The organism is Arthrobacter sp. NPDC057013 (genome assembly GCF_042674585.1).
GTDB lineage: Bacteria > Actinomycetota > Actinomycetes > Actinomycetales > Micrococcaceae > Arthrobacter.
In genome coordinates this window covers 279,744-301,528 of record NZ_JBHUSE010000004.1, presented here as the reverse complement: position 1 = coordinate 301,528, position 21,785 = coordinate 279,744, and the positions used below count along the sequence as shown (strand labels likewise).

General features: G+C 64.5%; 21 protein-coding genes. 8 read left to right on the top strand and 13 right to left on the bottom strand.

Annotation, left to right across the window (positions count from 1 at the left end; translation table 11 throughout):
• Positions 1-95 precede the first annotated feature (95 nt).
• Entirely contained in the window at positions 96-1,019 is a 924-nt protein-coding gene (locus tag ACFTSA_RS08615) for a pseudouridine-5'-phosphate glycosidase (RefSeq protein WP_377950857.1), read from the bottom strand.
• 313 nt (positions 1,020-1,332) lie between these two features.
• Complete coding sequence (locus ACFTSA_RS08610) at positions 1,333-1,935, bottom strand: dihydrofolate reductase family protein (protein ID WP_377950856.1); 603 nt, start codon at positions 1,933-1,935, stop codon at positions 1,333-1,335.
• A gap of 63 nt (positions 1,936-1,998) precedes the next feature.
• Between ACFTSA_RS08610 and ACFTSA_RS08605 the strand changes: the two genes are divergently transcribed.
• Together ACFTSA_RS08605 and ACFTSA_RS08600 are read left to right on the top strand one after the other, a co-directional pair.
• Positions 1,999-3,597, top strand: coding sequence for an ATP-dependent DNA ligase (locus tag ACFTSA_RS08605; protein ID WP_377950855.1), 1,599 nt, complete (start codon positions 1,999-2,001; stop codon positions 3,595-3,597).
• Positions 3,598-3,627: 30 nt separating this feature from the next.
• Entirely contained in the window at positions 3,628-4,215 is a 588-nt protein-coding gene (locus ACFTSA_RS08600; RefSeq protein ID WP_377950854.1) for a TMEM175 family protein, read from the top strand.
• A 62-nt stretch (positions 4,216-4,277) separates the two neighbouring features.
• Here the strand turns inward: ACFTSA_RS08600 and ACFTSA_RS08595 are convergent, their stop codons facing one another.
• Positions 4,278-4,418: a hypothetical protein gene (locus ACFTSA_RS08595; RefSeq protein WP_377950853.1), complete on the bottom strand. Its 141-nt coding sequence runs from the start codon at positions 4,416-4,418 to the stop codon at positions 4,278-4,280.
• 112 nt (positions 4,419-4,530) lie between these two features.
• Between ACFTSA_RS08595 and ACFTSA_RS08590 the strand changes: the two genes are divergently transcribed.
• The 3 genes from ACFTSA_RS08590 to ACFTSA_RS08580 all read left to right on the top strand — a co-directional run bounded on the left by ACFTSA_RS08590 (position 4,531) and on the right by ACFTSA_RS08580 (position 8,546).
• The gene (locus tag ACFTSA_RS08590; protein WP_377950852.1) at positions 4,531-5,556 is read left to right on the top strand and encodes a DUF6454 family protein; all 1,026 of its coding nucleotides are present in this window, start codon (positions 4,531-4,533) and stop codon (positions 5,554-5,556) included.
• Between the two features lie 83 nt (positions 5,557-5,639).
• The gene (locus tag ACFTSA_RS08585) at positions 5,640-7,361 is read left to right on the top strand and encodes a phospholipase C (RefSeq protein ID WP_377950851.1); all 1,722 of its coding nucleotides are present in this window, start codon (positions 5,640-5,642) and stop codon (positions 7,359-7,361) included.
• Between the two features lie 102 nt (positions 7,362-7,463).
• Complete coding sequence (locus ACFTSA_RS08580; protein ID WP_377950850.1) at positions 7,464-8,546, top strand: glycerophosphodiester phosphodiesterase family protein; 1,083 nt, start codon at positions 7,464-7,466, stop codon at positions 8,544-8,546.
• A gap of 527 nt (positions 8,547-9,073) precedes the next feature.
• Here the strand turns inward: ACFTSA_RS08580 and ACFTSA_RS08575 are convergent.
• Positions 9,074-9,322, bottom strand: a complete 249-nt coding sequence (locus tag ACFTSA_RS08575) for a hypothetical protein (RefSeq protein ID WP_377950849.1) — start codon at positions 9,320-9,322, stop codon at positions 9,074-9,076.
• Positions 9,323-9,734: 412 nt separating this feature from the next.
• Between ACFTSA_RS08575 and ACFTSA_RS08570 the strand changes: the two genes are divergently transcribed.
• On the top strand, positions 9,735-10,157 hold the full coding sequence (locus ACFTSA_RS08570; RefSeq protein ID WP_377950848.1) for an Hsp20/alpha crystallin family protein: 423 nt from the start codon (positions 9,735-9,737) through the stop codon (positions 10,155-10,157).
• Positions 10,158-10,848: 691 nt separating this feature from the next.
• Here ACFTSA_RS08570 and ACFTSA_RS08565 read toward each other — a convergent pair.
• From ACFTSA_RS08565 to ACFTSA_RS08555, 3 genes are all read right to left on the bottom strand, one after another.
• On the bottom strand, positions 10,849-11,235 hold the full coding sequence (locus ACFTSA_RS08565; RefSeq protein WP_377950847.1) for a hypothetical protein: 387 nt from the start codon (positions 11,233-11,235) through the stop codon (positions 10,849-10,851).
• A 17-nt stretch (positions 11,236-11,252) separates the two neighbouring features.
• On the bottom strand, positions 11,253-11,642 hold the full coding sequence (locus ACFTSA_RS08560) for a J domain-containing protein (RefSeq protein WP_377950846.1): 390 nt from the start codon (positions 11,640-11,642) through the stop codon (positions 11,253-11,255).
• A 78-nt stretch (positions 11,643-11,720) separates the two neighbouring features.
• Complete coding sequence (locus ACFTSA_RS08555; protein WP_377950898.1) at positions 11,721-12,146, bottom strand: Hsp20/alpha crystallin family protein; 426 nt, start codon at positions 12,144-12,146, stop codon at positions 11,721-11,723.
• A gap of 162 nt (positions 12,147-12,308) precedes the next feature.
• Between ACFTSA_RS08555 and ACFTSA_RS08550 the strand changes: the two genes are divergently transcribed.
• Complete coding sequence (locus ACFTSA_RS08550; protein ID WP_377950845.1) at positions 12,309-12,626, top strand: MerR family transcriptional regulator; 318 nt, start codon at positions 12,309-12,311, stop codon at positions 12,624-12,626.
• Between the two features lie 321 nt (positions 12,627-12,947).
• On the opposite strand, the gene trxA is transcribed toward ACFTSA_RS08550, so the two are convergent.
• The 6 genes from trxA to dnaK are packed head-to-tail and all read right to left on the bottom strand — an operon-like array spanning position 12,948 to position 19,688.
• On the bottom strand, positions 12,948-13,376 hold the full coding sequence (trxA, locus tag ACFTSA_RS08545; protein ID WP_377950844.1) for a thioredoxin: 429 nt from the start codon (positions 13,374-13,376) through the stop codon (positions 12,948-12,950).
• Complete coding sequence (gene clpB / locus ACFTSA_RS08540) at positions 13,373-16,009, bottom strand: ATP-dependent chaperone ClpB (RefSeq protein ID WP_377950843.1); 2,637 nt, start codon at positions 16,007-16,009, stop codon at positions 13,373-13,375. Before clpB ends, trxA begins: the two co-directional genes overlap by 4 nt.
• Positions 16,006-16,320 carry a chaperone modulator CbpM gene (locus ACFTSA_RS08535; protein ID WP_377950842.1) on the bottom strand — a complete coding sequence of 105 codons (315 nt, stop codon included), beginning with the start codon at positions 16,318-16,320 and terminating at the stop codon, positions 16,006-16,008. Before ACFTSA_RS08535 ends, clpB begins: the two co-directional genes overlap by 4 nt.
• A complete protein-coding gene (locus ACFTSA_RS08530; RefSeq protein WP_377950841.1) occupies positions 16,317-17,258 on the bottom strand; it encodes a DnaJ C-terminal domain-containing protein in 942 nt (313 codons plus the stop codon). The genes ACFTSA_RS08535 and ACFTSA_RS08530 overlap by 4 nt, the downstream gene beginning before the upstream one ends.
• Positions 17,251-17,781: a nucleotide exchange factor GrpE gene (locus ACFTSA_RS08525; protein WP_377950840.1), complete on the bottom strand. Its 531-nt coding sequence runs from the start codon at positions 17,779-17,781 to the stop codon at positions 17,251-17,253. Before ACFTSA_RS08525 ends, ACFTSA_RS08530 begins: the two co-directional genes overlap by 8 nt.
• An 8-nt stretch (positions 17,782-17,789) precedes the next feature.
• Positions 17,790-19,688, bottom strand: coding sequence for a molecular chaperone DnaK (dnaK, locus tag ACFTSA_RS08520; protein WP_377950839.1), 1,899 nt, complete (start codon positions 19,686-19,688; stop codon positions 17,790-17,792).
• Between the two features lie 327 nt (positions 19,689-20,015).
• Between dnaK and ACFTSA_RS08515 the strand changes: the two genes are divergently transcribed.
• Positions 20,016-21,689: a PucR family transcriptional regulator gene (locus ACFTSA_RS08515; protein WP_377950838.1), complete on the top strand. Its 1,674-nt coding sequence runs from the start codon at positions 20,016-20,018 to the stop codon at positions 21,687-21,689.
• Positions 21,690-21,785 lie beyond the last annotated feature (96 nt).

Sequence of the window (21,785 nt, the reverse complement as noted above, 5' to 3'; positions counted from 1 at the left end):
GGCCGCGGGTACCAGCACCTATCCTCGGCGATGGTCAGCGGCCCAGGGTCGCCGGCCGCCGTCAGTCGGCCAACGTCCCAGACATCCCCCAGGGGTTAGCGGGTCAGCGCAATCGCGACCTCGCCACCGAGGGACACGTTGCTTCGGTACACCTCGACATTAACATTCACGCTGCGGCCGTCCGTCTCGCGCTGAATGAAGTCCAAAAGGAACGGTGTGGTGTCCTTGCCGGTGATCCCGTTCTTCTCTGCCTGCGACCACGCCCGGGAGAGAATGTCGTCGAGCTCGGCGGGAGGGAACTGTTTGTCCTCTGCGATCGGGTTCGCCAACAGGATGGCCGATTCAATGTGCAGGTCATCGCGTGCGCTGCAGATTGCTGCAACCTCGTCGGGGGTATTGACCGCGTACTCAATCGCAAATCCCGAATCGGAAACGTAGAAGCCAGGGTACTTCCTGGTCTTGTAGCCGACGACGGGGATGTTGAGAGTTTCGAACCGTTCGAGGGTGGCCGCGACGTCCAGGATGGACTTCACTCCGGCGCTGACGACAATGACGGGGGTACTAGCCAGGGTAGTCATATCGGCGGATTCGTCGAAGGATGTTGCCGCACCGCGGTGCACTCCACCCACACCGCCGGTTGCGAACACTTTGATGCCGGCGCGGTGTGCCAGGAACGCTGTCGCTGCCACCGTTGTGCCGCCGTGGAGCTGAAGAGCAGCGGCCACGGGAAGATCGCGGAGGCTTAATTTCTTAACGGCCCCGTCATTGGAGAGCGAGCCGATCTGCTCACGGGTGAGCCCCACCGTCGGAGCGCCGGCGAAGACACCGATGGTTGCAGGAACGACCCCTTGACCGCGAAGGCGTTCCTCGGCTTCCAAAGCAACTTCCAGATTGCGCGGACGCGGAAGCCCATGAGTGAAAATGGTCGATTCCAAAGCGACGACGGGGCGCCCTCCAGCAACGGCGGCAGCCACCTCCTCCGAAACGAGGAAGGCGACCCTGGTGCGAGTGGATGACACGGTGGTCTCCCAGTAGAACGTGATCTGAACTGACTCACCAAGGTTCCCGCACGCGAGAACCAACAACAAGACGTCACCGTAGATCCGGTCCAGGCTGCGGTCCTGGACTATTGGCGGCCCACGGGGTTGTTTCTCGGTGTGGCGTGGCTGGCCCCGGGCCAGCTTCGGCCGAACAGCTTCCAGTGGGGCTGCGTGGGTCTTCACGTAGCAGTGGTCTTGGACCAGCCAACGGTTTTGGCGGCGTCCTGGGACGTAGCGCTGTTCACCATCCTGGGGAACGTGGACGTGGTGATGGACGCGATAGCCTTGCCCATCAGGTGCCCGGCATGTCCTGCGTCTCCACGGTGCCCGCTCGGTCGTAGACCAGCGACACTCCCCCCTTCGGGAAGGTGCGCGCCGGCTCGGCGAGGCGGAACGAGGCGGGGACTGTCCCGGCGTCGAAGACGCGCTTGCCCTGCCCGAGGGTGATCGGATAGAGCCAGAGATGGAGACGGTCGAGCACGTCCTCCGCCAGTAGCGACCGGATGAGGACGCCACTGCCGAACATGTGCACCTCGTCGAACTCTTCGCGGAGGCGGCCCGCTGCCTCTGCATTTGGCAGCACCTTGGTGCCCGCCCACGCGGGATCAACCAGTGAATTGGAGACGACGAACTTGGGCACCCGGTTGAGCGTGCCGCCGATCTCGTCGGACTGGTGCGGCCAGTAGGCCGCGAAAATGTCGTAGGTCTTCCGACCGAGGAGCAGGGCGTCGATGCGGCCAATCTCCTCGCTGATGGCAGCGCCGGCCTCGTCATCGGACACGGGCGCCTGCCAGCCACCGAAGGCGAATCCGTCCGCGGTATCTTCTTCGCGGCCGCCCGGCGCCTGGTAGACGCCGTCGAGGGTGACAAACAGGTTGGCGACGATGATTCCCACGTGCCCATTCTGGAACAGGGCCTAATCGCTGTCCATAGCCAGCGGCTGTGACAGACTGGTGTCATGCTGCTCGACGAGCTCGTGAGGACCTCGGAAGCCGTCGCGGCCACCCGCTCCCGGCTCGTCAAGGTCAACGAACTGGCAGGCCTGCTGCTCCGGCTCGACCCCGCGGACATCCCGACGGCGGTCGGCTTGCTCACCGCCAAGCCTCGCCAGGGCCGAGTCGGGATCGGCTGGAGCGGCATGGGGGCGGCCAGGGGCCAGCCCGCTCCTCAGCCGAATCTCACTATCGCCCATCTCGACGCTGCGTTGGACCGACTGCTGGCAGCCGCAGGCGCCGGCTCGACCGTGGAGCGCGCCGCCACCCTTCGGACTCTGATGGCCGAAGCCACCGAACGAGAGCAGGCCTTCATCGCCGGCGTGCTGCTCGGAGAACTTCGTACCGGTGCACTCGAAGGCGTACTGACGGATGCGGTTGCCCGCGCCGCCGGCCGGCCGGCCGAGTCCGTACGCCGCGCAGCGATGCTCTCCGGCGATCTCGGCGGGACCGCCCTGCTGGCGATCACGGGCACCGCGGCCCAGCTTGACGCGGTCGGCCTCGTCGTCGGGCGTCCCGTGCAGCCCATGCTCGCCGCAACCGCGGCCAGTGCCGGCGAGGCGCTGGAGGCGACGGGGGAAGCGTCCGTGGAATACAAGCTCGACGGCGCACGCATCCAGGTGCACCGTGCCGGCGACGACGTGCGCATCTACACCCGCACCCTGGCCGATGTGACCCATCGGCTGCCTGAGGTGGTGGAGGTGGCGCGCGGACTGCCCGTGCGCGATGTGATCCTCGACGGCGAGACCCTGGCCCTCGACGAGGACGGCGGCCCCAGGCCGTTCCAGGAGACCATGTCCCGGTTCGGGGCGAACGCGGCGCGCACCACGCTGCTGCATCCGTGGTTTTTCGACGTGCTGCACATCGACGGGCGCGACCTGCTCGACGAGCCACTGTCCACCCGCATCGGCGTACTCGAGCGCATCGCCCCAAGTCACCGCATCCCTGGGAAAATCACTGCGGATGCGGCTGTTGCCGAGGGAGTGTCGCGCGATGCGCTGGCCGCCGGCCACGAGGGCGTGGTCGTGAAGGCAGTGGGATCGACCTACGCCGCCGGACGGCGGGGTTCGAATTGGATCAAAGTGAAGCCGGTGCTCACCTACGACCTGGTGGTGCTCGCCTGCGAATGGGGGTCAGGACGGCGCACCGGGCTGCTCTCGAACCTGCACCTCGGCGCCCTGGACCCTGTTGGCGAGTTCGGTGAACCCGGCGGTTACGTGATGGTGGGCAAGACTTTCAAGGGCCTCACCGACGCGCTGCTGCAATGGCAGACCGAGAGATTCCAGGAGTTGGAGGTGCGGCGTACGCCGGGTACGGTGTGGACCGAGCCGGTCACCGTGGTCGAGATCGCCATCGACGGCGTCCAGCACTCTCCCCGCTACCCGGGTGGAATCGCCCTTCGGTTCGCGCGCGTCAAGCGCTACCGTGACGACAAGACGGCCGCGGAGGCCGATACCATCCAGACGTTGCGCGCCCTGCTCCGTACCCCACGGGTCGGAAGGGAATCGCCCGCGCCGGCGAAGCCAGATTCGCGAAGGGACACCCCACTGGCTGAGGATCCCTGATTAGGATGTTGCTTTGATGGAGGAAAGCTGGTGAACAAGAACCGTCTGGAAGCGTTCAGTGATGGTGTGCTCGCCATCATCATCACCATCATGGTGCTGGAACTCCATGTGCCGGACGAACCGACCTGGCGTGGTTTGGGGTCCGTCCTGCCCACGTTCCTCAGCTACCTCCTCAGCTTCGTCTACGTTGGAATTTACTGGAACAACCACCACCACATGATCCATCTGGCAAGCAGGGTCAACGGCGCGATCCTCTGGGCGAATCTGCACTTGTTGTTCTGGCTTTCACTAATCCCGTTCACCACCCGGTGGATGGATGAGTCCGGCTTTGTGCAGATCCCGGTGCTGACCTACGGGATCAACTTGCTGTGCGCCGCGATCGCCTACTTCATCCTGGAACAGGCACTGATCCGCCAACAGGGCCGGGATGGCCCCCTCGCGCAGGCAATCGGCCGGGACTGGAAAGGCAAATCGTCGCCCCTGATTTACATCGCGGGCCTTGGTCTGACCGCAGCCCAGCCACTGCTTGGGGTTGCGGTATACACCATCGTGGCCCTGATTTGGCTGATTCCTGACCGGCGGGTTGAGCACTTCGTCATCCGGGCTCACCGGGACTGACCCGCCCGGGCTGCCCATAGTCCGGTACCTGAAGATGTTTGAGTAGCCCGCTGTCTGTCCCATCAGAAGCGCCGACGCTGTCCGGTGTGCCGGAGCAAGGGGCGACGTCCGACGGGAAGCTGCGTGACCGCCGTCGTAATCACCGCAATCAGCGTGATTAACACGGCGGCGAAAACCGCGATGATGTAGCTGGTTTCAGGCATGCCCGACTCCCCGTGCGGTGGCATCTGCTGTTCACCCGCCGGCCCCGGCGAGTTAATTACTGGCCAGTAACGTGGTGAGCACTTGATAAGACCTATCTTGAGAGGCTCCCCAATGAGCACAACTCCTACGCGAGGCATCCTCACGGCCGCCGCGGCCGTTATCCTGGCCGCGGCGGCCATCGGCGGGACGGCAGCTGCCCAGGCTGCAGGCACCAACGGTCAGGAGGGCACCACCAGCCCGTCCGGCACCCCCCACGAAACGGACACGGCGCTGGCGGACGCGTTCAACGGCGTCAGCCGGAACACAGTCTGGAAGCAGACGTCCAAGCTGAAGCTGAACTTCCCGACGTACCACACCGAGGGAATCGCCTACAGCCAAGACCACATCTTCCTCTCGGCCGTCCAAATCACCGAACCGACGGTGAAGTACGCGACGCCCCAAGGTGGTTACGACCGGACGCCCGGCAAGGGCATCGGCCACCTGTTCGTCATGGACAAGGCCGGCAACCTGCAAAAGGACATTGTCCTGGGCGAGGGCGACATGTACCACCCCGGCGGCGTCGACTTCGACGGCACCAATGTCTGGGTCCCCGTGGCCCAGTACCGGCCCAACAGCAGCGCCGTCATCTATCGCGTCGACGCCAACACCCTCACCGTGCACAAGCAGTTCGAGGTGAAGGACCATTTCGGCGGCATCGTGCTGGACAAGCAGACCGGCCACCTGGTGGGCAACACCTGGGGCTCACGGCGGTTCGCCGAGTGGGACCTGAGAGGCAAGCAGCTCTCCACCTGGCAGAACCCCAACTTCCTCATCGACTACCAGGACTGCCAGTACGTGCCCAACTCCAAGATGCTCTGCGCCGGGGTCACCAATCTCCCGCAGACCGCGGCGGCGGGCGGCACAGCGGCCACGTACGAGCTCGGCGGCGTCGCCATGATCGATCTCAAGACCCGAAGCGTGATCCGCGACGTGCCGTTCCAGCAGTGGTCCACCGCCGGGCACGTGGCCACCCGCAACCCCTTCAAGATAACCGCCAGCGGCAGCCACCTCACCATGACCGTGGCCCCCGACAACGGCGAAGAAGGCAACGGTACTGAGATCCTCACCTACGAAGCCACCGTCACCCCGGCCAAGTAAACGCCCCAACACCCGGACGCCATTTTAACTAACGACGGCGCTCCACCAGTTCTCCTCCGCCAACAGGAACGATTGGACTTCCCATGCCTTATCCGTCCCTCCGCTTGACCCGAAAAGGCGTCGCCGGGGCCGCAGGCGCCGCGTCCCTCGCGGTCTCGGCCCTGACCGCTGGCCTGGCCCTGACCGCTGGCTTGGCCGGCTTCGGCGCAGGCCCGGCCACCGCCGTCGAGCCCCACCAGGGCACCGCCACGCCGATCAAGCATGTGGTGGTGCTCTTCCAGGAGAATGTCTCCTTTGACCACTACTTCGCCACCTACCCCAAGGCGGCCAACACCCCCGGGGAAACCCAACAGGGGTCCGGCGCCGCGGCAGCGGCCTTCGCGGCTTCTGGGGACACGCCAAAGGACATCAACACCCTCAGCAGCGCAGGACTGCTGGCCCCGGACAACCCCAACTCCGTCCAGCCTTCACGGCTTTCCCCCATGGAGGCGGTCACCTGCGATCAGGACCACGGCTACAAGGCCGAGCAGAATGCGTACAACGGCGGCGCCATGGACAAGTTCGTCCAGTTCACCAGCCGCGACGCATGCGGCACCAACCAGTACGGACGTCCCGGCCTGACGATGGATTACTACGACGGGAACACCGTGACCGGCATCTGGAACTACGCCCAAAACTACGCGATGAGCGACAACCACTTCAGCACTGTCTTCGGACCCTCCACCCCGGGCGCCCTGAACCTCATCTCCGGCCAGACCCACGGCGTGAAGGAATACACGGCAGCCGGGCAGCCCGCCGCGACCCTGGCCACGGGCAGCAGCGCGGTCCGCCAGCCTGATGCCAGCGGTGTCGGCACCGTCATTAACGACCCCGACCCGGTGTACGACGACTGCTCCAACAACAGCCACGTCAAGGCCAACAACCTGGCCGGCATGACCGGCAAGAACATCGGCGACCTTCTCAACACCCAGGGCACCTCCTGGGGCTGGTTCCAGGGCGGCTTCGCGCCCACCACCGCCGCCACCGGCAGCACGCCGGCCTCGTGCCTGGCCAGCCACACCAACGCCGCCGGCGCCTCGGTGGTGGATTACTCCCCGCACCACCAGCCGTTCCAGTACTACGCCTCGACCGCCAACCCGCACCACCTGGCTCCTGCCAGCGCCGCGGAGATCGGGCACAACGGCCAGGCGAACCACCAGTACGACCTGAACGATTTCAGCAAGGTCGTCGACAGCGACAACATGCCCGCCGTGTCCTTCCTGAAAGCCTCCGAGTTCCAGGACGGCCACGCCGCCTACTCGGACCCTGTCGACGAGCAGAACTTCATCGCCAAGACCGTGAACCAGATCCAGAAGTCCAAGAACTGGCACAGCACCGCCGTCGTGATCGCCTATGACGACTCGGACGGCTGGTACGACCACGTCGCCGCCCGGCCCAAGAACTCCTCCACCGGCACGGACGACGCCGCGTGGTGCCAGAACGCCGCCTCCAGCGGCGTCCCCATGGCCGGTGGCTACGCCGACCGCTGCGGCCCCGGCCCCCGCCAGCCGCTGGTGGTCATCTCCCCCTACGCGAAGAAGAACTTCGTGGACCACACCGAAACCGACCAGGCCTCCATCCTGCGCTTCATCGAAGACAACTGGCACACCGGCCAGATCGGCGGCGCCTCCGCCGACGCCAACGCCGGGTCCATGAATGCCATGTTCAACTTCCACCACGAACGCAACGACAGGGTCCTGCTCAACGAACAGACAGGTGCCGTCGCAGCCATCACCCACAACGGTCACGGCACCGCCGGAGGCTAAGCATCCCTCGCCCCCCCGGCAAGGGTCGCTGCAAGCACCATCGCGCGGGGCCAGTCCCACAAGCAGGCCCCCGCCAATCCCTGACATCACCTTGGAGAACCCATGAAGTACACAAAGCTGCTGACCGCGGCTGCCATCACCGCCGGCCTCGCCCTGGGAACATCCCTCCCCGCCCGCGCCGCGGACACCAACCCCGACGGCACCGACAACCATTTCGACCTGCAGGCGCACCGCGGAGGACTCGGCCTCACCGTCGAATCAACCCTGGCTTCGTTCGCCAAGGGGCTCGAGACCGGCGTGAGCACCCTCGAACTCGACCTGCAGATCACCAAGGACGGCCGTGAAGTGATCACCCACGACCGGAAGATCAACGGGGACAAATGCCGGGACACCGCCCCCGTCACCCCGGATGACCCGCAGTTCCCCTATGTGGGCAAGTACGTCAAGGACCTCACGTTCGCCCAGGTCCGCAGCCTGGACTGCGGCTCCTCCCCGCTGCCCCAGTTCCCGGGCCAGCAGGCCTCCCCCGGCGCCCAAATGCCGACCCTCGCCGAGGCCTTTGACCTGGCAAACCGCTACCGGGCCAGCCAGGTCAAGTTCAACATCGAAACCAAGGTCGAAGCCGGCGCACCCGAGCAGACCGCGCCCCGGGAGCAGTTCGTCGACGTCGCCCTGCGCGAAATCAAGGCCGCCCACATGGAGCACCGCGTCTCCATCGAAAGCTTCGACTGGGGTTCCCTGCGCCTGGTGAGGGAACGCGAGCCCGGCATCCGCACCGTGGCGCTGACCAACAAAGACTTCCTCCAGGCAGGCCAGCCCGGCAAGTCACCCTGGCTGGGCGGGGTCGACTCCGACGACTTTGGCGGCGACCTCGTGGACGCGGCTGCCTCACTCGGCTTCGACGCCATCTCTCCCGTCCACGGAACACCCCAAAACGGAAAAGTCACCGACGCCGGCTACGTCCCCTACGTGACAGCTGACATGGTGAACCGTGCCCATGCGAAGGGCATGCAGGTCATCCCGTGGACCGTGGACGACCAGCCCACCATGCGAGCCCTCATGGACGCCCGGGTCGACGGCATGATCACCGACTACCCTGACCGGCTCCGGGACGTCATGGCAGAGCGTTCCCTGAAGCTGCCCAAGCAGTACACCGTCGAACCTGGGGCATCTTCACTGAGCTGAGCAGATCCCACCCGGCAAGGCCCCTGTTCCAGTACGTCGGAACAGGGGCCTTGCCTAGATGGAAGCGGTGAAGAAGCTTCACAAGTGCGCCTGGTTCGGGCTGATGCGGAAGCCGGAGTTGCCTCCGGGCACAATGTCACCTGTCGCACCCCATAAGGCAACGTCCCCGCGACAGGCATGCTGCCGCCCGCACCGCGATTTCTCCAGCCAGACGTGGCCAGCTATCCCGGGAACCGCCACCCAGGAGGCTTTTGAGGCACGCTGATGGACAGGGAACCGACCACCGCTTCCCCCCGCGCCGGTCTCGATTCTGCTGCCCCTAGCGGCTGGCCGGGTCTCGTCTGCTGACAACTGTCGCGGCGCACGGGCAGCGCCCATTTACAACGCTCCGCCCCGGGATGTGAGCCTAAACCCTGCCGCTTCAGCAAATGGGGCCTTCCCGGCGACCCTTGGAGTGCAGGCTGCAGAGCGGGAAGGCCCATTGCGTTCAGGCGACGACCGCCACGGATGGGCCGGGGAACATGATCCTAGGACAAGCCTGCTGTACCGGACTGTTTCCATGATGGTTCCCGGCCCGGGATATTGCGGCTGAGCAGTTCCAGCAGTTCGCCCTGGTTCATTCCTGTGGCCTCGCTGACCTCGGCCAGGGTCGCGTCCCCGTTCCGGAGCACTGCCGCGGCGCATTGCCGCAGCGTCGCATACGCGGTGTCCAGGGCGCATTCTGCTGTTGTTATGACTGCTGCCAGAGCGCGGATTCTCTCCATTTCGGGGTTCATGTCCTTGCCACCTCCTTTGTGTCCGGATGTGCTGCCACCGTAGTCCTGCAGAACGGGCCGGGCGGGAACGCCGCTGGGACGTGAAACCCCCAAGGCCAGGATCACAGTTGTCCTGCTCTTCCGGCTGCCCCCGGGGTGCCACGGCCTTCCTCCTGCCGGCTGTCCTGTTGCTTGCGTCTTCTCCCGATGAAATCTATATTCGCCACCACAGGTTTTAGCACCGCTTGCGGCTCGTCGCAAGGGCCGCAGAAGACTGTCCCGCGCACGTCGGTACCCCTGCACAGCACCTTGAGAGGGCCTTCCGAAAGGGGCCAACAAACTTGGCCGACACCCTTGCAATGGCCGACATCCGGTGCTATTTAAATCTGTGTCGGCGGATATAGATCCGTGGCAGTGATCAAGGAGGTGTGTCATGTTGATGTTCGATCCATTCCGTCATCTGGACCGCCTCGCCGAGCAGGTGCTGGGTACAGTGGCCCATCCCGCGGCGATGCCGATGGACGCGTGGCGTGAAGGCGATGAATACATTGTTGCGCTCGATCTGCCCGGCGTGGATGCCGGTTCGATTGATCTGGGCGTGGAGAAGAATGTGCTGACGGTCCGCGCCGAACGGAAGGACCCTGTTGGTGAACAAACCGAACTGGTAGTGGCCGAGCGGCCCCGCGGCGTCTTCAGCCGGCAGCTTATCCTCGGTGACGCGATGGATGCGGAGAACGTCAAGGCCAGTTACGACGCCGGCGTGCTGACTTTGAGGATCCCGGTGGTGGCCCAGGCGGCGCCACGGAAGATTGAGATCGAAACGAAGGGAGGCCAGCAGCAGATTAAAGCAGCCTAAAGACCGTAGAGGGGCGGTAGGTTTTACGCCCTGCTGCCTCTCCGGCGCACGGGCATGCGCAGCGCGTCCGTCCCTCCCGGCGGTCCCCGGCCATATACGGCCGGGGACCTGCACATGCGGAGGGTCAGAGGTTTCCCCGCAGCTGGCCTCCCGTGCGTGCGCTGGTTCTCTGGATGTCTCGGGCGTGGGCGTCTGGGAGGGCAGCGCGCGCTGAGCAGAACATGCCAGTGCTTTGACAGAGCATGCCAGACATTCAGGTCGAGAAATCGATTCTCAAGGGGGTGTGTGCAGTGAATGATGAGGGCCGGCCCGTCGCCTACACGGCGCTGGTCACGGGAACACCGGTTTTGTCCCTGTCCGGACGGCAGTTCGGAGTCTTGGACCGGGTCCTTGACGATCACGGGGATATCCTGCACGGCATAACCGTGACCGCAACTCAGGGCGTGCGCTTCGTTGCCCGGGACCAGATTGAGCGCATGACGAGCACCCAGATCCGGTGCTCCCTGACCGATGAGCAAGTCAGCCAGTTAGCTCCTGCCCCACCCGCGGGGCACGCTCGGACCAGGCGATGGTTTGCGCGCCCGTCAGGCAAGTCACGCTAGCCCGGCCACGTCAGGACAGCAATCGACCACAGGAGCCATGCTGGGAGTGGGTTGCTGTTTACCTCATGTCGGCGGCGTGGCGATGAGGTTCAGTGCGCAGTTTGCGGGCCGAAAAGGAACTCCTTGGCGTGCGCGACAGCCTTTTTGAACGCATCGTTACGAAGGCTGACAAGATCCTGGGACTCGGTGTCTCCGGGTTCCAGATAGCCGGCAAGCCCCGGCCGCAGCACCCATATGTCGCCTGCGGGCGGCAGGTAGAACACGCCGAAGGAGCGATGCTGCCGGTCGTCTTCGCTCCAGATCGGGACTACGGCAAGTGCCGCCCCGGTGACGGGGTTAATCCACTGTGCCCGGGGCAGCGGCTGCTCGTATGCTTCGGGATCCAGGAACGGGGCGGTGCCCTTCCCCCACCGTTCCTCGAACCGCTCATAAAATACCGGGAACAAGTGGGAGTCGTAACGGCGCCAATCGCTCATTTTCAGCTCTTTCTGTCTCAGTGACGGTGTCCGGCCGATGGCCCGCTCTCCCACCGGACGGGGGTCACACGGAACGGGGGCTCGGTGCCGCTGTGGGGCACCACGCGGACGGGGACTTCCTGTGCCGTGCTTTTTTCCGGATTTGTGTTCTGCCGTGCCGGCTTCGGAGAGCCGGCGGCGGCGTGGCGGCGGCCAAGCTCCTTGTCGTACGCGGCCCGCTTGACCGGATTCCGCAGGACAGCGAAGGCCTCCATAATACGCAGGAGTTCGGTCCGGTCGGTGGACGTGGAGTCCATATCGGGATGATGGGTCCTCATGAATTTCCGGTAGGCGGCAGAGATTTCCTGCTGGGTTGCCGTCCGCTGCACCCCCAGCGTGCCGTAGTGGTCCGGGAAGCCGCTCCACATCCGGATACCTTCCATTCCTGACCGGACTGGGCGGTTCCGGTGGACCGGAACCGCCCTTTCTGCTCGGCGTTCTGAGTGCTAGCTGGCGATCTCCTCGCGCTGGCGTTGCTTACTTTCGATCTCGATCTTGCGCGGCTTGGCCTGCTCGGCCACAGGGATGCGCAGGGTCAGGACGCCGGCGTCATAGCTGGCCGTGACCTTCTCGGTATCCAGGGTGTCACCGAGAATCAGTTGGCGGCTAAAAACGCCGCGCGGGCGCTCCGACGCAATGAGTTCAACGTCCGGTCCGGTCTGGTCCTTCCGTTCGGCATGGACGGTGAGCACGTTGCGTTCCACGTTCAGGTCCACGGAATCCGGGCTAACGCCGGGCAGGTCAAAGGCAATGACGAACTCGCCGTCCTCCTGCCACGCGTCCATCGGCATTGCAGCCGGCCTGGCGGCGGTGCCCAAGACCTGCTGGGCAAGCCGGTCCAGCTCACGAAATGGATCCGTACGCATCAACATCATTCCCACTCCTTCAGCATGGGTGTCCAATTGGTTTCTATACCAACCCCCAGCATTTATCTGTCGCTGCGGATATAGATTTTTTATAGCACCAGTGCCAAACTGGTGCAAGATCTATCCAATGGATTTTTCAGAACACGGAACGGGGACACGCAAGCCGCCATGGCAGCAAGGACAGAGGAACAGCAGGACCCGGGCAAGGGCATCTACGCGATATCGGTGGTGGCAGCCCTCCTCGGGACTGGACAGCAGAACATCAGGCTGTATGAGCGCAGGGGCCTGCTCAAGCCCGACCGAACCTCCGGAGGGACCCGCCAGTACAGCGAGTCGGACCTGATGATCCTTCGGCGCATCGGCGAGCTGCTCGACGAGGGGCTGAACCTCGCCGGCATCGCGAAAGTGCTGGAACTCGAAGCCGAGAACGAAAAGCTCTACCGAGAGCTAAAACGCCTTCGCGCCCGGCGCGGCACCCAGGACTGAAACCGCAGGTTCCCCCGCCCTGCCGCGCGGAAACTCAGGGCCCTGCCGGGAATCAGGAACCCCGGCGCGGCACCCCGGACCCCCACATGCAGGCATAGCGGGGCGTGGCAGGATTGGTCCGGGCCGGCCGGTACGGTCCTGACCCGTGTACGTGAAGAACGCCAACGAACAAGTGCCCACCATCGTGCAGATCGAACCCCGGGCGGCCGCCGGCGTTTCCGCGAACGACGCAGACGATGCCAAGCTGTTCACCAGCGGGGGGCCATACGGCCCGCCCCCCCCAAAGGGGCTGGACCACCGTCGTCGTCGGCCGTTCTTGTGTTACGTCGTGAGTGCCCCCTCCAGCCAGGATCTCAGCGCGGGGGCGGGAGCTGCACCGGCCTGTCTCGCGACGATCTCGCCGTCGACGATGACCATCAACGTGGGCACTGCCTGGATGGCGAACCTGGCGGAAAGCTGCGGTGAGTGGTCAACATCGACCTTTACGAGTTTGATCTGCCCCGCGCGTTCGTGTGCCAACTGGTCCAGCACGGGGCTCACCATCCGGCAGGGTCCGCACCACACCGCCCAAAAGTCCACCAGTACCGGAACGCCGGACCGTTCGGCGATCTCGCCGAAGTCGTCGTCTCCAGCCTCAACAACCCAGGGAAGCTCCCGGTGGCAACTCCCACAGCGTGGCCGACCGTCGGCGACGGCCGGTACGCGGTTGGATTTGCCGCAATGGGGACATTTGATGATGGCCTTGTTCATGCTGTTCCGGCCCCTTCCAGCTCCATCGTGCTGTAGTCAACCACCAATTCCCCTCCGGATGCGGTCACCGTGACCATTCCGCCTTCCGCGATGCTGCCACGCAGCAGGGCCCGGCCCACTTGCGTTTCCACCACATGGGAAATGTAGCGGCGCAGGGGCCGGGCTCCGTAGACCGGATCGAAGCCTCGTTCGGCTATCAGAAGGCGCGCCTCCTCGGAAAGGTGCAGCTCTATTTGCTGCTCGGCCAGCCGCTGCCGCAGCTGTTGGAACTGCAGATCAACGATGCGCTCGATTTGCGGCAGTCCCAGGGGTGCGAACAGGACCGTATCGTCCACGCGGTTGAGGAACTCGGGGCGGAAATGCGCCCGGAGCTCGCCCATCACCATGCCCCGCGCCTCCTCGGTGATCGCCCCGCCTTCGGCCGAACCCTCCAGAAGATACTGGGAACCGATATTGGAGGTCATAATGATGACGGTATTGCGGAAATCGACGGTCCGGCCCTGCGAGTCCGTAATCCGTCCGTCATCGAGCACCTGCAGCAAGGTGTTGAAAATGTCCGGATGGGCCTTTTCCACCTCGTCGAACAGCACCACCGAGTACGGCTTCCGGCGTACCGCTTCCGTGAGCTGTCCTCCTTCGTCGTAGCCGATGTAGCCAGGAGGCGCCCCCAGCAGGCGGCTCACGGTGTGGCGCTCCTGGTACTCACTCATGTCCAGCCGGATCATTGCGTTCTCGCTGTCGAAGAGCGCCGCAGCCAGAGACTTTGCAAGCTCGGTCTTCCCGACGCCGGTCGGGCCAAGGAAGATGAAGGAGCCGATCGGCCGGCGGGGATCCCGGATACCGGAGCGGGCGCGGATGATGGCGTCCGACACCGCGCTAATGGCTTCTTCCTGCCCCACGACGCGGGCGCGCAGGATTTCGTCAAGGTGCAGGACTTTTTCACGTTCGCCCTGCTTCAGCCGCGCGACCGGTATGCCTGTCCAGGCGGCGACGATGTCGGCGATCTCGTCTTCCGTCACCACCTCACGGAGCAGGCGTTTTTCACCCTGTTTCGCGGTCAGCCGGTCCTCCTCGGCGGCCAGCCGCCGTTCGAGGTCGGCAAGCCTGCCGTAGCGTAGCTCCGCCGCCCGGTTGAGGTCGTAGTTCCTCTCGGCTTCCTCAGCGTCCTGCCGCAGCCGCTCCAGTTCACTGCGGATTTCCTGCAGTTTGTGGATCGCCTGGCGCTCGGCTTCCCATTGGGCCCTCTTGGCGTCGGCCTCAGCCCGCAGGTCCGCCAATTCACGCCTCAGCTCCTCGAGCCGGGTCTTGCTTGCCGGATCGGTCTCCTTGGAGAGTGCTGCCTCTTCTATTTCGAGCCGCGTGACTTTCCGTGTGAGCTCATCCAGCTCCGCCGGCATCGAATCAATTTCTGTCCGCAGCCTGGCGCACGCCTCATCCACAAGGTCAATGGCCTTGTCCGGAAGGAACCGGTCAGTGATGTACCGGTGGGAAAGGGTGGCCGCAGCCACCAAAGCGCTGTCCTGGATCCGGACGCCGTGGAAGACCTCAAGCCGCTCCCGCAGCCCGCGAAGAATGGAAATGGCGTCCTCGACGTCGGGCTCGTCAACCGTGACCGGCTGGAAGCGGCGTTCCAAAGCCGCATCCGACTCAATGTGCTTGCGGTATTCGTCGAGGGTGGTGGCGCCGATCATGTGCAGTTCCCCGCGGGCCAGCATGGGCTTGAGCATGTTGCCGGCGTCCATCGATCCCTCGGACGCGCCTGCCCCGACGACCGTGTGCAGTTCGTCCACGAAGAGCAGGATCCTGCCTTCTGCCGCCAGCACCTCGGCCAGCACTGCCTTCAGCCGCTCCTCGAACTCGCCGCGGTACTTGGCACCGGCCACGAGGGCGCTCAGGTCGAGCGAGAAGATGGTCTTGTTCTTCAGCCCTTCCGGCACATCCTGCCGGACGATCCTCTGGGCCAGTCCCTCGACAATGGCGGTCTTGCCGACTCCAGGCTCGCCGATAAGCACCGGATTGTTTTTGGTCTTGCGGGAAAGTATCTGGACGACCCGCCGGATTTCCGCATCGCGGCCGATGACCGGATCCAGCTTTCCGGTGCGGGCGTCCGCCACCAGATCGCGGCCATACTTCTCAAGCGCTTCGTAGGTCTGCTCCGGTGTTGCCGATGTGACGCGCTGATTTCCCCGTACTTGGGTCAGTACCGACAGAAATGCCTCGCGGGTGATCCGGTGATCAGCCAGCACCCTTCCGGCCGCAGTGGACCGTCCCTCCTCCGCCAGGGCAACCAGCAGGTGCTCCACTGAGACATACTCGTCTTTGAGGCGCTTGGCTTCACGTTCGGCGGCGTCCAGGAGTGCGCCCAGCCTGCGGCTCACGTACACCTGGCCCGGTGCCGCTCCAGGACCCGTGACCTTTGGCTTGCGCCTCAGCTCGGCTTCGACTGCGGCCTTCAGCTCATCCACATCCACCTGCATGGCCACGAGCAGGCGCGGGACAAGGCCACTTTCCTGCTCCAGCAAGGCCAGCAGCAGGTGTTCGCCGTCGGTCTCAGTGTGCCCATTGCGTTGGGCTATCCGTTGAGCCTCTGACAAGGCCTCCTGCGACTTTTGCGTCAAACTCTCCATGTTCATTGTGAAGCAGTCCCTTCCACCTGCGTGATTTCAACCAACCGTCGTTCAAGCGAGTCGACCCGCACCAACAGATCGAGTACCAACGGGATTGCCGCGTAGTTCAGCGACAGCTCCGAATGGAGTCTCATGACGCGCGCTATGAGTTCCGGGGCCCGCGGGCTGAACCATGGTCCGCCCGCGGCATCGCCCAGCGGCCGGATCAGATCCAGATCCACGAACCGCATGACGACGTCTGGGTGGACGCCGCTGCTGCGCGCCACCGCCTCGAGATTCAGGCGCCACGGATAGGCGAGCGGATATTCTCGGCTCATAAGAGCCCCTCTCTCGGGTGAAAGTCGGACACAGCGGCAAGCTGCTCGTATAGCTTGCGCACCTCACTGCTCAACCGCGGGGGCACCATGACACGGATCTCCGCGTAGAGGTTCCCGGGCTGGCCCTTCGGGTCGGGCACACCTTGGCCGCGAAGCCGAAGTCTGCGCCCGCTGGAAGACCCGCCGGGAACGGTGATGGTGACCGGCCCCGCAGGCGCGTTGACCTTGATCTTGGTCCCGAGAGCGGCTTCCGACGGCGTGACGGGAAGGTCGAAGTGAATGTCCCGGCCCTTGAGCCGGTATCTGGCGTCCGGCTGGATGCGTACGGTCAGGAACAGATCCCCCGGCGGACCCCCGCCGCGGCTAGCGGCGCCCTCCCCCGCGAGGCGGATGCGCTGGCCGTCCAGCACGCCGGGGGGCACGTCGACGTCATAGTTCCGGGCATCGCCGCCCGGCTGGGCCAGGCGGACGGTGCGGCGTCCGCCACGGATCGCTTCGTCGAGGGTCAGCCGAAGCTCGGCTTCGTGGTCCGCTCCCTGTACCGGACCTGCTCCCTGCTGACGGAACCAGCCACCCAGCAGGTCCTCCCAATCCACGTCGCCACCCAAATCGACGTCGACATTTCCGTACCCGCCGCGTCCCGGCCGCGGACCCGGCCGAGGGCCGCCGGGCCCCCACCGCGGACCGCCTCCGGCCGGTCCGCCACCGCTGCCGGCGTACTGCCGGAAATCGGCACCGAAGCGATCGTAACGGGCCCTCGTTTCGGCATCCGAAAGAGTGCTGTAGGCCTCGCCGATTTCCTTGAACCGCTCAGCGGCGTCCGGATCACGATTGACGTCCGGATGATATTTCCGCGCCAGTTTGCGGTAGGCGCGCTGGATCTCGTCAGCGTCCGCCGTCCGGGAGACGCCGAGAACGGTATATGGGTCCTTAGCCACGGTCAGCGTTCACCGCCCGGCTGACAACGACCGCCGCTGGCCTGAGGATGGTGTCCGTGCCGCCGTAGCCCGGGCGCAGTACGCTCAGGACCGTCCCTGGGGGAACCTCGTCCGTTTCCGACACACTGACCACCTCATGAATCCGCGGGTCGAAGGGAACGTTCTCGGCGTCGATCCGCGGGTAGCCAAGGCGGGACAGGGTATCGATGGCCTGGGATCGGATTGCGGCTATGCCATCGACGAGCGGGTCCCCGGCAGCCGGGGCGTGAGCCAAGGCCAATTCCAGATTGTCGAGGACGGGCAGCCACGCCAAAGAGACCGCTGCCCGCTCTTGTGCCCTTACCTGTGCGCCGTCCCGGGCGGCGCGCTTTCGGACGTTGTCTGCGTCAGCCAGCGCACGGCGCCACAGATCCTCCATTTTGGCCAGCGCGTCCGCCTGTTCCGTTGCTTTGATTTCCCTTTCACCGAGTGTGGCGGCCTCTGCCTCGTTACTTCCTGGAGCCGGCCCTGCCTGGTCGCTCATGGCCGTTCCTAGCCACGGTCGAATTCCGCGTCGACGATGTCATCCTCATCTACATCGTTGGACGCTGCGGGCTGAGATGCGGATTCCTGACCCGCCCCTGCGGTGGCCGCGGAGGCAGCCGAGGCGCTCAGCGCTGACTGCAGCTGCTGAAGCTCGGAAATCAGTTCCCTGGCGGTGCCAACGTCTGCCTGGTTGCTGACGGCGTCGCGCGCCTGACCAACGAGCAGTTCCGCTCGGGCCTTGTCGTGCACCGGAACTGCGTCACCCAGCTCATTGACGGCCCGCTCAACGCGGTAGGCCACTGCATCGAGTTCGTTGAGGGTGTCGATCCGCTCCCGGTTCTGCAGGTCCTCGCTTCTGTGGGACTCAGCCTCCGCAATCATGCGCTCGACTTCCTTGGTGTCGAGGTTGGAGCCTTCGCTGATGGTGATGCCCTGTTCCTTGCCCGTGTCCTTGTCGCGGGCGGTAACGTTCAAAATGCCATTGGCATCTACATCGAACGTGACTTCGATCTGCGGTTCTCCGCGGGGCGCTGGCCGGATATCAGTCAGCTGGAACCGGCCCAGCACCCGATTATCCGCCGCCAGTTCCCGCTCCCCCTGCAAGACCACCACGTCCACGGCGGGCTGGTTGTCGTCCGCGGTAGAGAACACTTCGCTGCGCCGTGCGGGGATGGTCGTGTTGCGCTCGATGATCTTTGTCATGACACCGCCGCGGGTCTCGACCCCCAGGGAAAGCGGCACAACGTCCAGAAGCAGGACGTCCGAGACCTCTCCTTTAAGCACACCGGCCTGGATCGCCGCACCGATAGCCACGACTTCATCCGGATTGACGCTCATGTTGGGATCTTTGCCGCCGGTCAGGCGCCGGACGACGTTCTGCACAGCGGGAATGCGGGTGGAGCCACCGACCAAAATGACTTCATCGATGTCGTTGGCGGTGACCTTGGCGTCCGTCATGGCCTGCTTGACAGGATCCATGGTGCGTTCCACCAGGTCATGGGTGATGTCTTCAAATACGGAGCGCCTAACGGTGGTCGTCAGATGCTTGGGGCCCGTGGCGTCGGCAGTGATGAAGGGAAGGTTCACCTGGGTCTGGGTCACAGAACTTAGCTCGACCTTCGCTTTCTCGGCAGCCTCGAACAGGCGCTGCAACGCCTGGGGGTCCGACCGGAGGTCGATGCCCGCCTCCTTCTGGAAGTCGTCGGCCAGGTAATCGACAAGCCGGCGGTCAAAATCGTCTCCGCCGAGATGCGTGTCCCCCGCCGTGGAGCGGACCTCAACAACCCCGTCCCCCACGTCCAGCAGGCTCACATCAAAAGTTCCGCCGCCAAGATCGAAAACCAAAACCGTCTCATGCTGACGTTTATCGATGCCGTAGGCCAGGGCCGCTGCAGTAGGTTCGTTGATGATGCGCAGGACTTCCAGCCCGGCAATCCTGCCCGCGTCCTTGGTCGCAGTGCGCTGTGCGTCGTTAAAGTACGCGGGAACCGTAATGACGGCCTCCGTCACCTTTTCGCCCAACTGCTTCGCGGCGTCGTCCACTAACTTGCGGAGAACGAGGGCGCTCACCTCTTCGGGTGCGACTTTCTTGCCCTGAACCTGAAAACGCGCCACGCCGTTGTCGTCCGCGACGACGTCGAAACTCACGGCCTTGGCCTCATCCGTGATCTCGTCAAAGTGTCGGCCGATGAACCGTTTGGCCGACGTGATGGTTCCCTTGGGATTGAGAATCGCCTGGCGTCGGGCCAATTGCCCCACAAGCCGTTCCCCGTTGTCCGTATACGCGACAACCGACGGAGTGGTCCGGGCTCCTTCGGCGTTGGGTATAACGCGGGCTTCCCCTCCTTCCCAGACGGCGATCACCGAGTTGGTTGTTCCAAGATCAATTCCCACTGCTTTGGCCATGACTAACTCCGGTCCTAGAGGGCGCGCGACTGGTCCTGTGGCGACGTCCGCCCGAGGTTTCACCACATGACTCCACGCCCTGTCCTGCTGGGCCGGGCGGCTCACAGGGATTTTGTCACGGGGCCTTATAGGGTTGAGTCTGCCCCTTGCACGGGAGCGACGGCATGCCCTCGAGGGTCCAAATATGCTCCCGGGAATTGCCCTATCGGGATAGATTGCACAGGCGTAGTCTGGAGATCGCTGGGATGATTGGGGTTCCGCCGCCACGCATCTCGCCCACGAACGAGGCCCTCAGCCGCGGACAGAGAGACCGGCAGGTAACGTGGAATGTTCGATCGATTAAGGGCCGAGGAGACTCTCCTCAAGGCCGCACAATCTGTTTCTTCACTGGAATTTTGCCATGTGGCAGCTTGCTTTCTAGTGGTGGACGGTCATCTGCTTCCGCGCCCGAACCGGGCGCCGACGGCCCAGGACCCCGATGTCCGCCGGTCCGACGCCAGGGATGCCGAACTTCCCTCCACGGGGCCGGGGTGGCGATACGCACTCTCGACCTATGACGGCAGTGGAGAACTGAACGGGTGCCTTGTCCTGCAGGCCCGCACAGCTCCGAGTCCGGCGCAGATGATCGAGCTACACGCAACGGCGGCAACTCCCCCCGGCGAAGTCGAGGAAGCGGCAAGAGCACACCAGCAGGAGCACGCGGCCCCGCTCTCCAATGCCGCCGACGTGGACAATCGCCTGCGTATCCTCACGGCAACGGTACTGCAGCTCGAAACCCGGACGTCGATCCAGAACGCCCTCAATGGCACTCTTACAGCCCCCCTCGGACAAATGAGCTCCCGGGAGTCCCTTCTGGCGGAAGTGCTGTCAGTGCTGACGGGGCACCCGGTCTGCATCGAGGACGCGTTCGGCAACATCCGCGCCGCGGCCGGTACCAAATCCGGGCGTCCGTATCTCCGGCCCAGTGCGGCCGACAGGTCCCGGACGGTGCAGCTCTGGCACGCCTTCGGATTGCCGGTCCAAGAACCCCGAGGGCTCGTGGCGCTGGTTCTGCCGGACCGGGACGTGCTCGGAGCAATGTGCTTGCTCGAGAACGGCAGGCCCTACACGGCCGATGACGTCTTCGCTTTGGAGTATGGAACGCGGCTCTTGCAGATCGAGTTGTCGCACCGCCGCATCATTGCCCAGCTGGAACTGAAACTGGGGCGCGACCTGGTGGATGAACTGGTGTCGGGAATGGATGAAGACACCGCAGCCATGCGTGCCGAGGCGATGGGATATGACATCACGGGCCCGCAGCACGTCATCGTTGCTCAGTGGCAACCGCCAAGAACCGACGATACGGTCGTGGTCGCCCTGCGCAGAACGCTGCGGGAACTGCAGACGCCTGCCCTCGTTTCACGGCGCTCGGACATAACACTTGCCGTGGCTACGGGAGATCCGCTCGATACAAAGCTCTTTACCGTTGCGGCAAGGACTCTGCGCAGCGCCACCGGAGCCGTGGGCATCGGAGGTCCAAGCCACGATGTCACCCAGCTCCCACGCTCTTACGCGCAGGCCCTGCGTGCGCTGCACATCCGGGTACATTCCATCGACCCCTACGGACTCACGCGCTACGACCAGCTGGGGATCTACCGCATCCTTGACATGCCCGGCAGCGAAACTGACCTCTCCGGCTACGTCGCGGAGTGGCTAGGTGCACTGCTGAGTAACGACGCCCGCAGGGGATCCGATCTGGTGCACACCTTAGCGCAGTATCTGGATCATGGCGGCAACTACGACGACACGGCCGACAGCCTTGCCATTCACCGGAGCACGCTGCGATACCGGCTGAAGTCAATCCGGCAGGTCACCGGTTTAGACCTTGCTGACCCCGAGACCCGCCTCAACCTGCACGTTGCCACGCGAGCCTGGCGCCTACGTCCGCACGAACGCGATGAGCCATTGCACGGCTCAGATCAAGCGCGAAATAAAAGCGCGCACCAGTTGCCTCGGATTTGATCTGGGGGACTCAAATTCGGGCCGTTTTTAGGCGTCTCGGGGCCATGCGGGCGCCACGGCGGCGGAGGAGACTCAGACTGGTATATGTCGCCATAG

What these genes read in the sequence shown, in the direction of transcription:
- ACFTSA_RS08565 (WP_377950847.1), bottom strand. Translation starts at nt 11,235, where the DNA reads ATGAGCGATTGGCGCCGTTACGACTCCCACTTGTTCCCGGTATTTTAT.
- ACFTSA_RS08570 (WP_377950848.1), top strand. Translation starts at nt 9,735, where the DNA reads ATGTTGATGTTCGATCCATTCCGTCATCTGGACCGCCTCGCCGAGCAG.
- ACFTSA_RS08560 (WP_377950846.1), bottom strand. Translation starts at nt 11,642, where the DNA reads ATGTGGAGCGGCTTCCCGGACCACTACGGCACGCTGGGGGTGCAGCGG.
- ACFTSA_RS08605 (WP_377950855.1), top strand. Translation starts at nt 1,999, where the DNA reads ATGCTGCTCGACGAGCTCGTGAGGACCTCGGAAGCCGTCGCGGCCACC.
- dnaK (WP_377950839.1), bottom strand. Translation starts at nt 19,688, where the DNA reads ATGGCCAAAGCAGTGGGAATTGATCTTGGAACAACCAACTCGGTGATC.
- ACFTSA_RS08580 (WP_377950850.1), top strand. Translation starts at nt 7,464, where the DNA reads ATGAAGTACACAAAGCTGCTGACCGCGGCTGCCATCACCGCCGGCCTC.
- ACFTSA_RS08550 (WP_377950845.1), top strand. Translation starts at nt 12,309, where the DNA reads ATGGCAGCAAGGACAGAGGAACAGCAGGACCCGGGCAAGGGCATCTAC.
- ACFTSA_RS08535 (WP_377950842.1), bottom strand. Translation starts at nt 16,320, where the DNA reads ATGAGCCGAGAATATCCGCTCGCCTATCCGTGGCGCCTGAATCTCGAG.
- ACFTSA_RS08525 (WP_377950840.1), bottom strand. Translation starts at nt 17,781, where the DNA reads ATGAGCGACCAGGCAGGGCCGGCTCCAGGAAGTAACGAGGCAGAGGCC.
- ACFTSA_RS08585 (WP_377950851.1), top strand. Translation starts at nt 5,640, where the DNA reads ATGCCTTATCCGTCCCTCCGCTTGACCCGAAAAGGCGTCGCCGGGGCC.
- ACFTSA_RS08515 (WP_377950838.1), top strand. Translation starts at nt 20,016, where the DNA reads ATGTTCGATCGATTAAGGGCCGAGGAGACTCTCCTCAAGGCCGCACAA.
- ACFTSA_RS08590 (WP_377950852.1), top strand. Translation starts at nt 4,531, where the DNA reads ATGAGCACAACTCCTACGCGAGGCATCCTCACGGCCGCCGCGGCCGTT.
- ACFTSA_RS08575 (WP_377950849.1), bottom strand. Translation starts at nt 9,322, where the DNA reads ATGAACCCCGAAATGGAGAGAATCCGCGCTCTGGCAGCAGTCATAACA.
- trxA (WP_377950844.1), bottom strand. Translation starts at nt 13,376, where the DNA reads ATGAACAAGGCCATCATCAAATGTCCCCATTGCGGCAAATCCAACCGC.
- clpB (WP_377950843.1), bottom strand. Translation starts at nt 16,009, where the DNA reads ATGAACATGGAGAGTTTGACGCAAAAGTCGCAGGAGGCCTTGTCAGAG.
- ACFTSA_RS08595 (WP_377950853.1), bottom strand. Translation starts at nt 4,418, where the DNA reads ATGCCTGAAACCAGCTACATCATCGCGGTTTTCGCCGCCGTGTTAATC.
- ACFTSA_RS08555 (WP_377950898.1), bottom strand. Translation starts at nt 12,146, where the DNA reads ATGTTGATGCGTACGGATCCATTTCGTGAGCTGGACCGGCTTGCCCAG.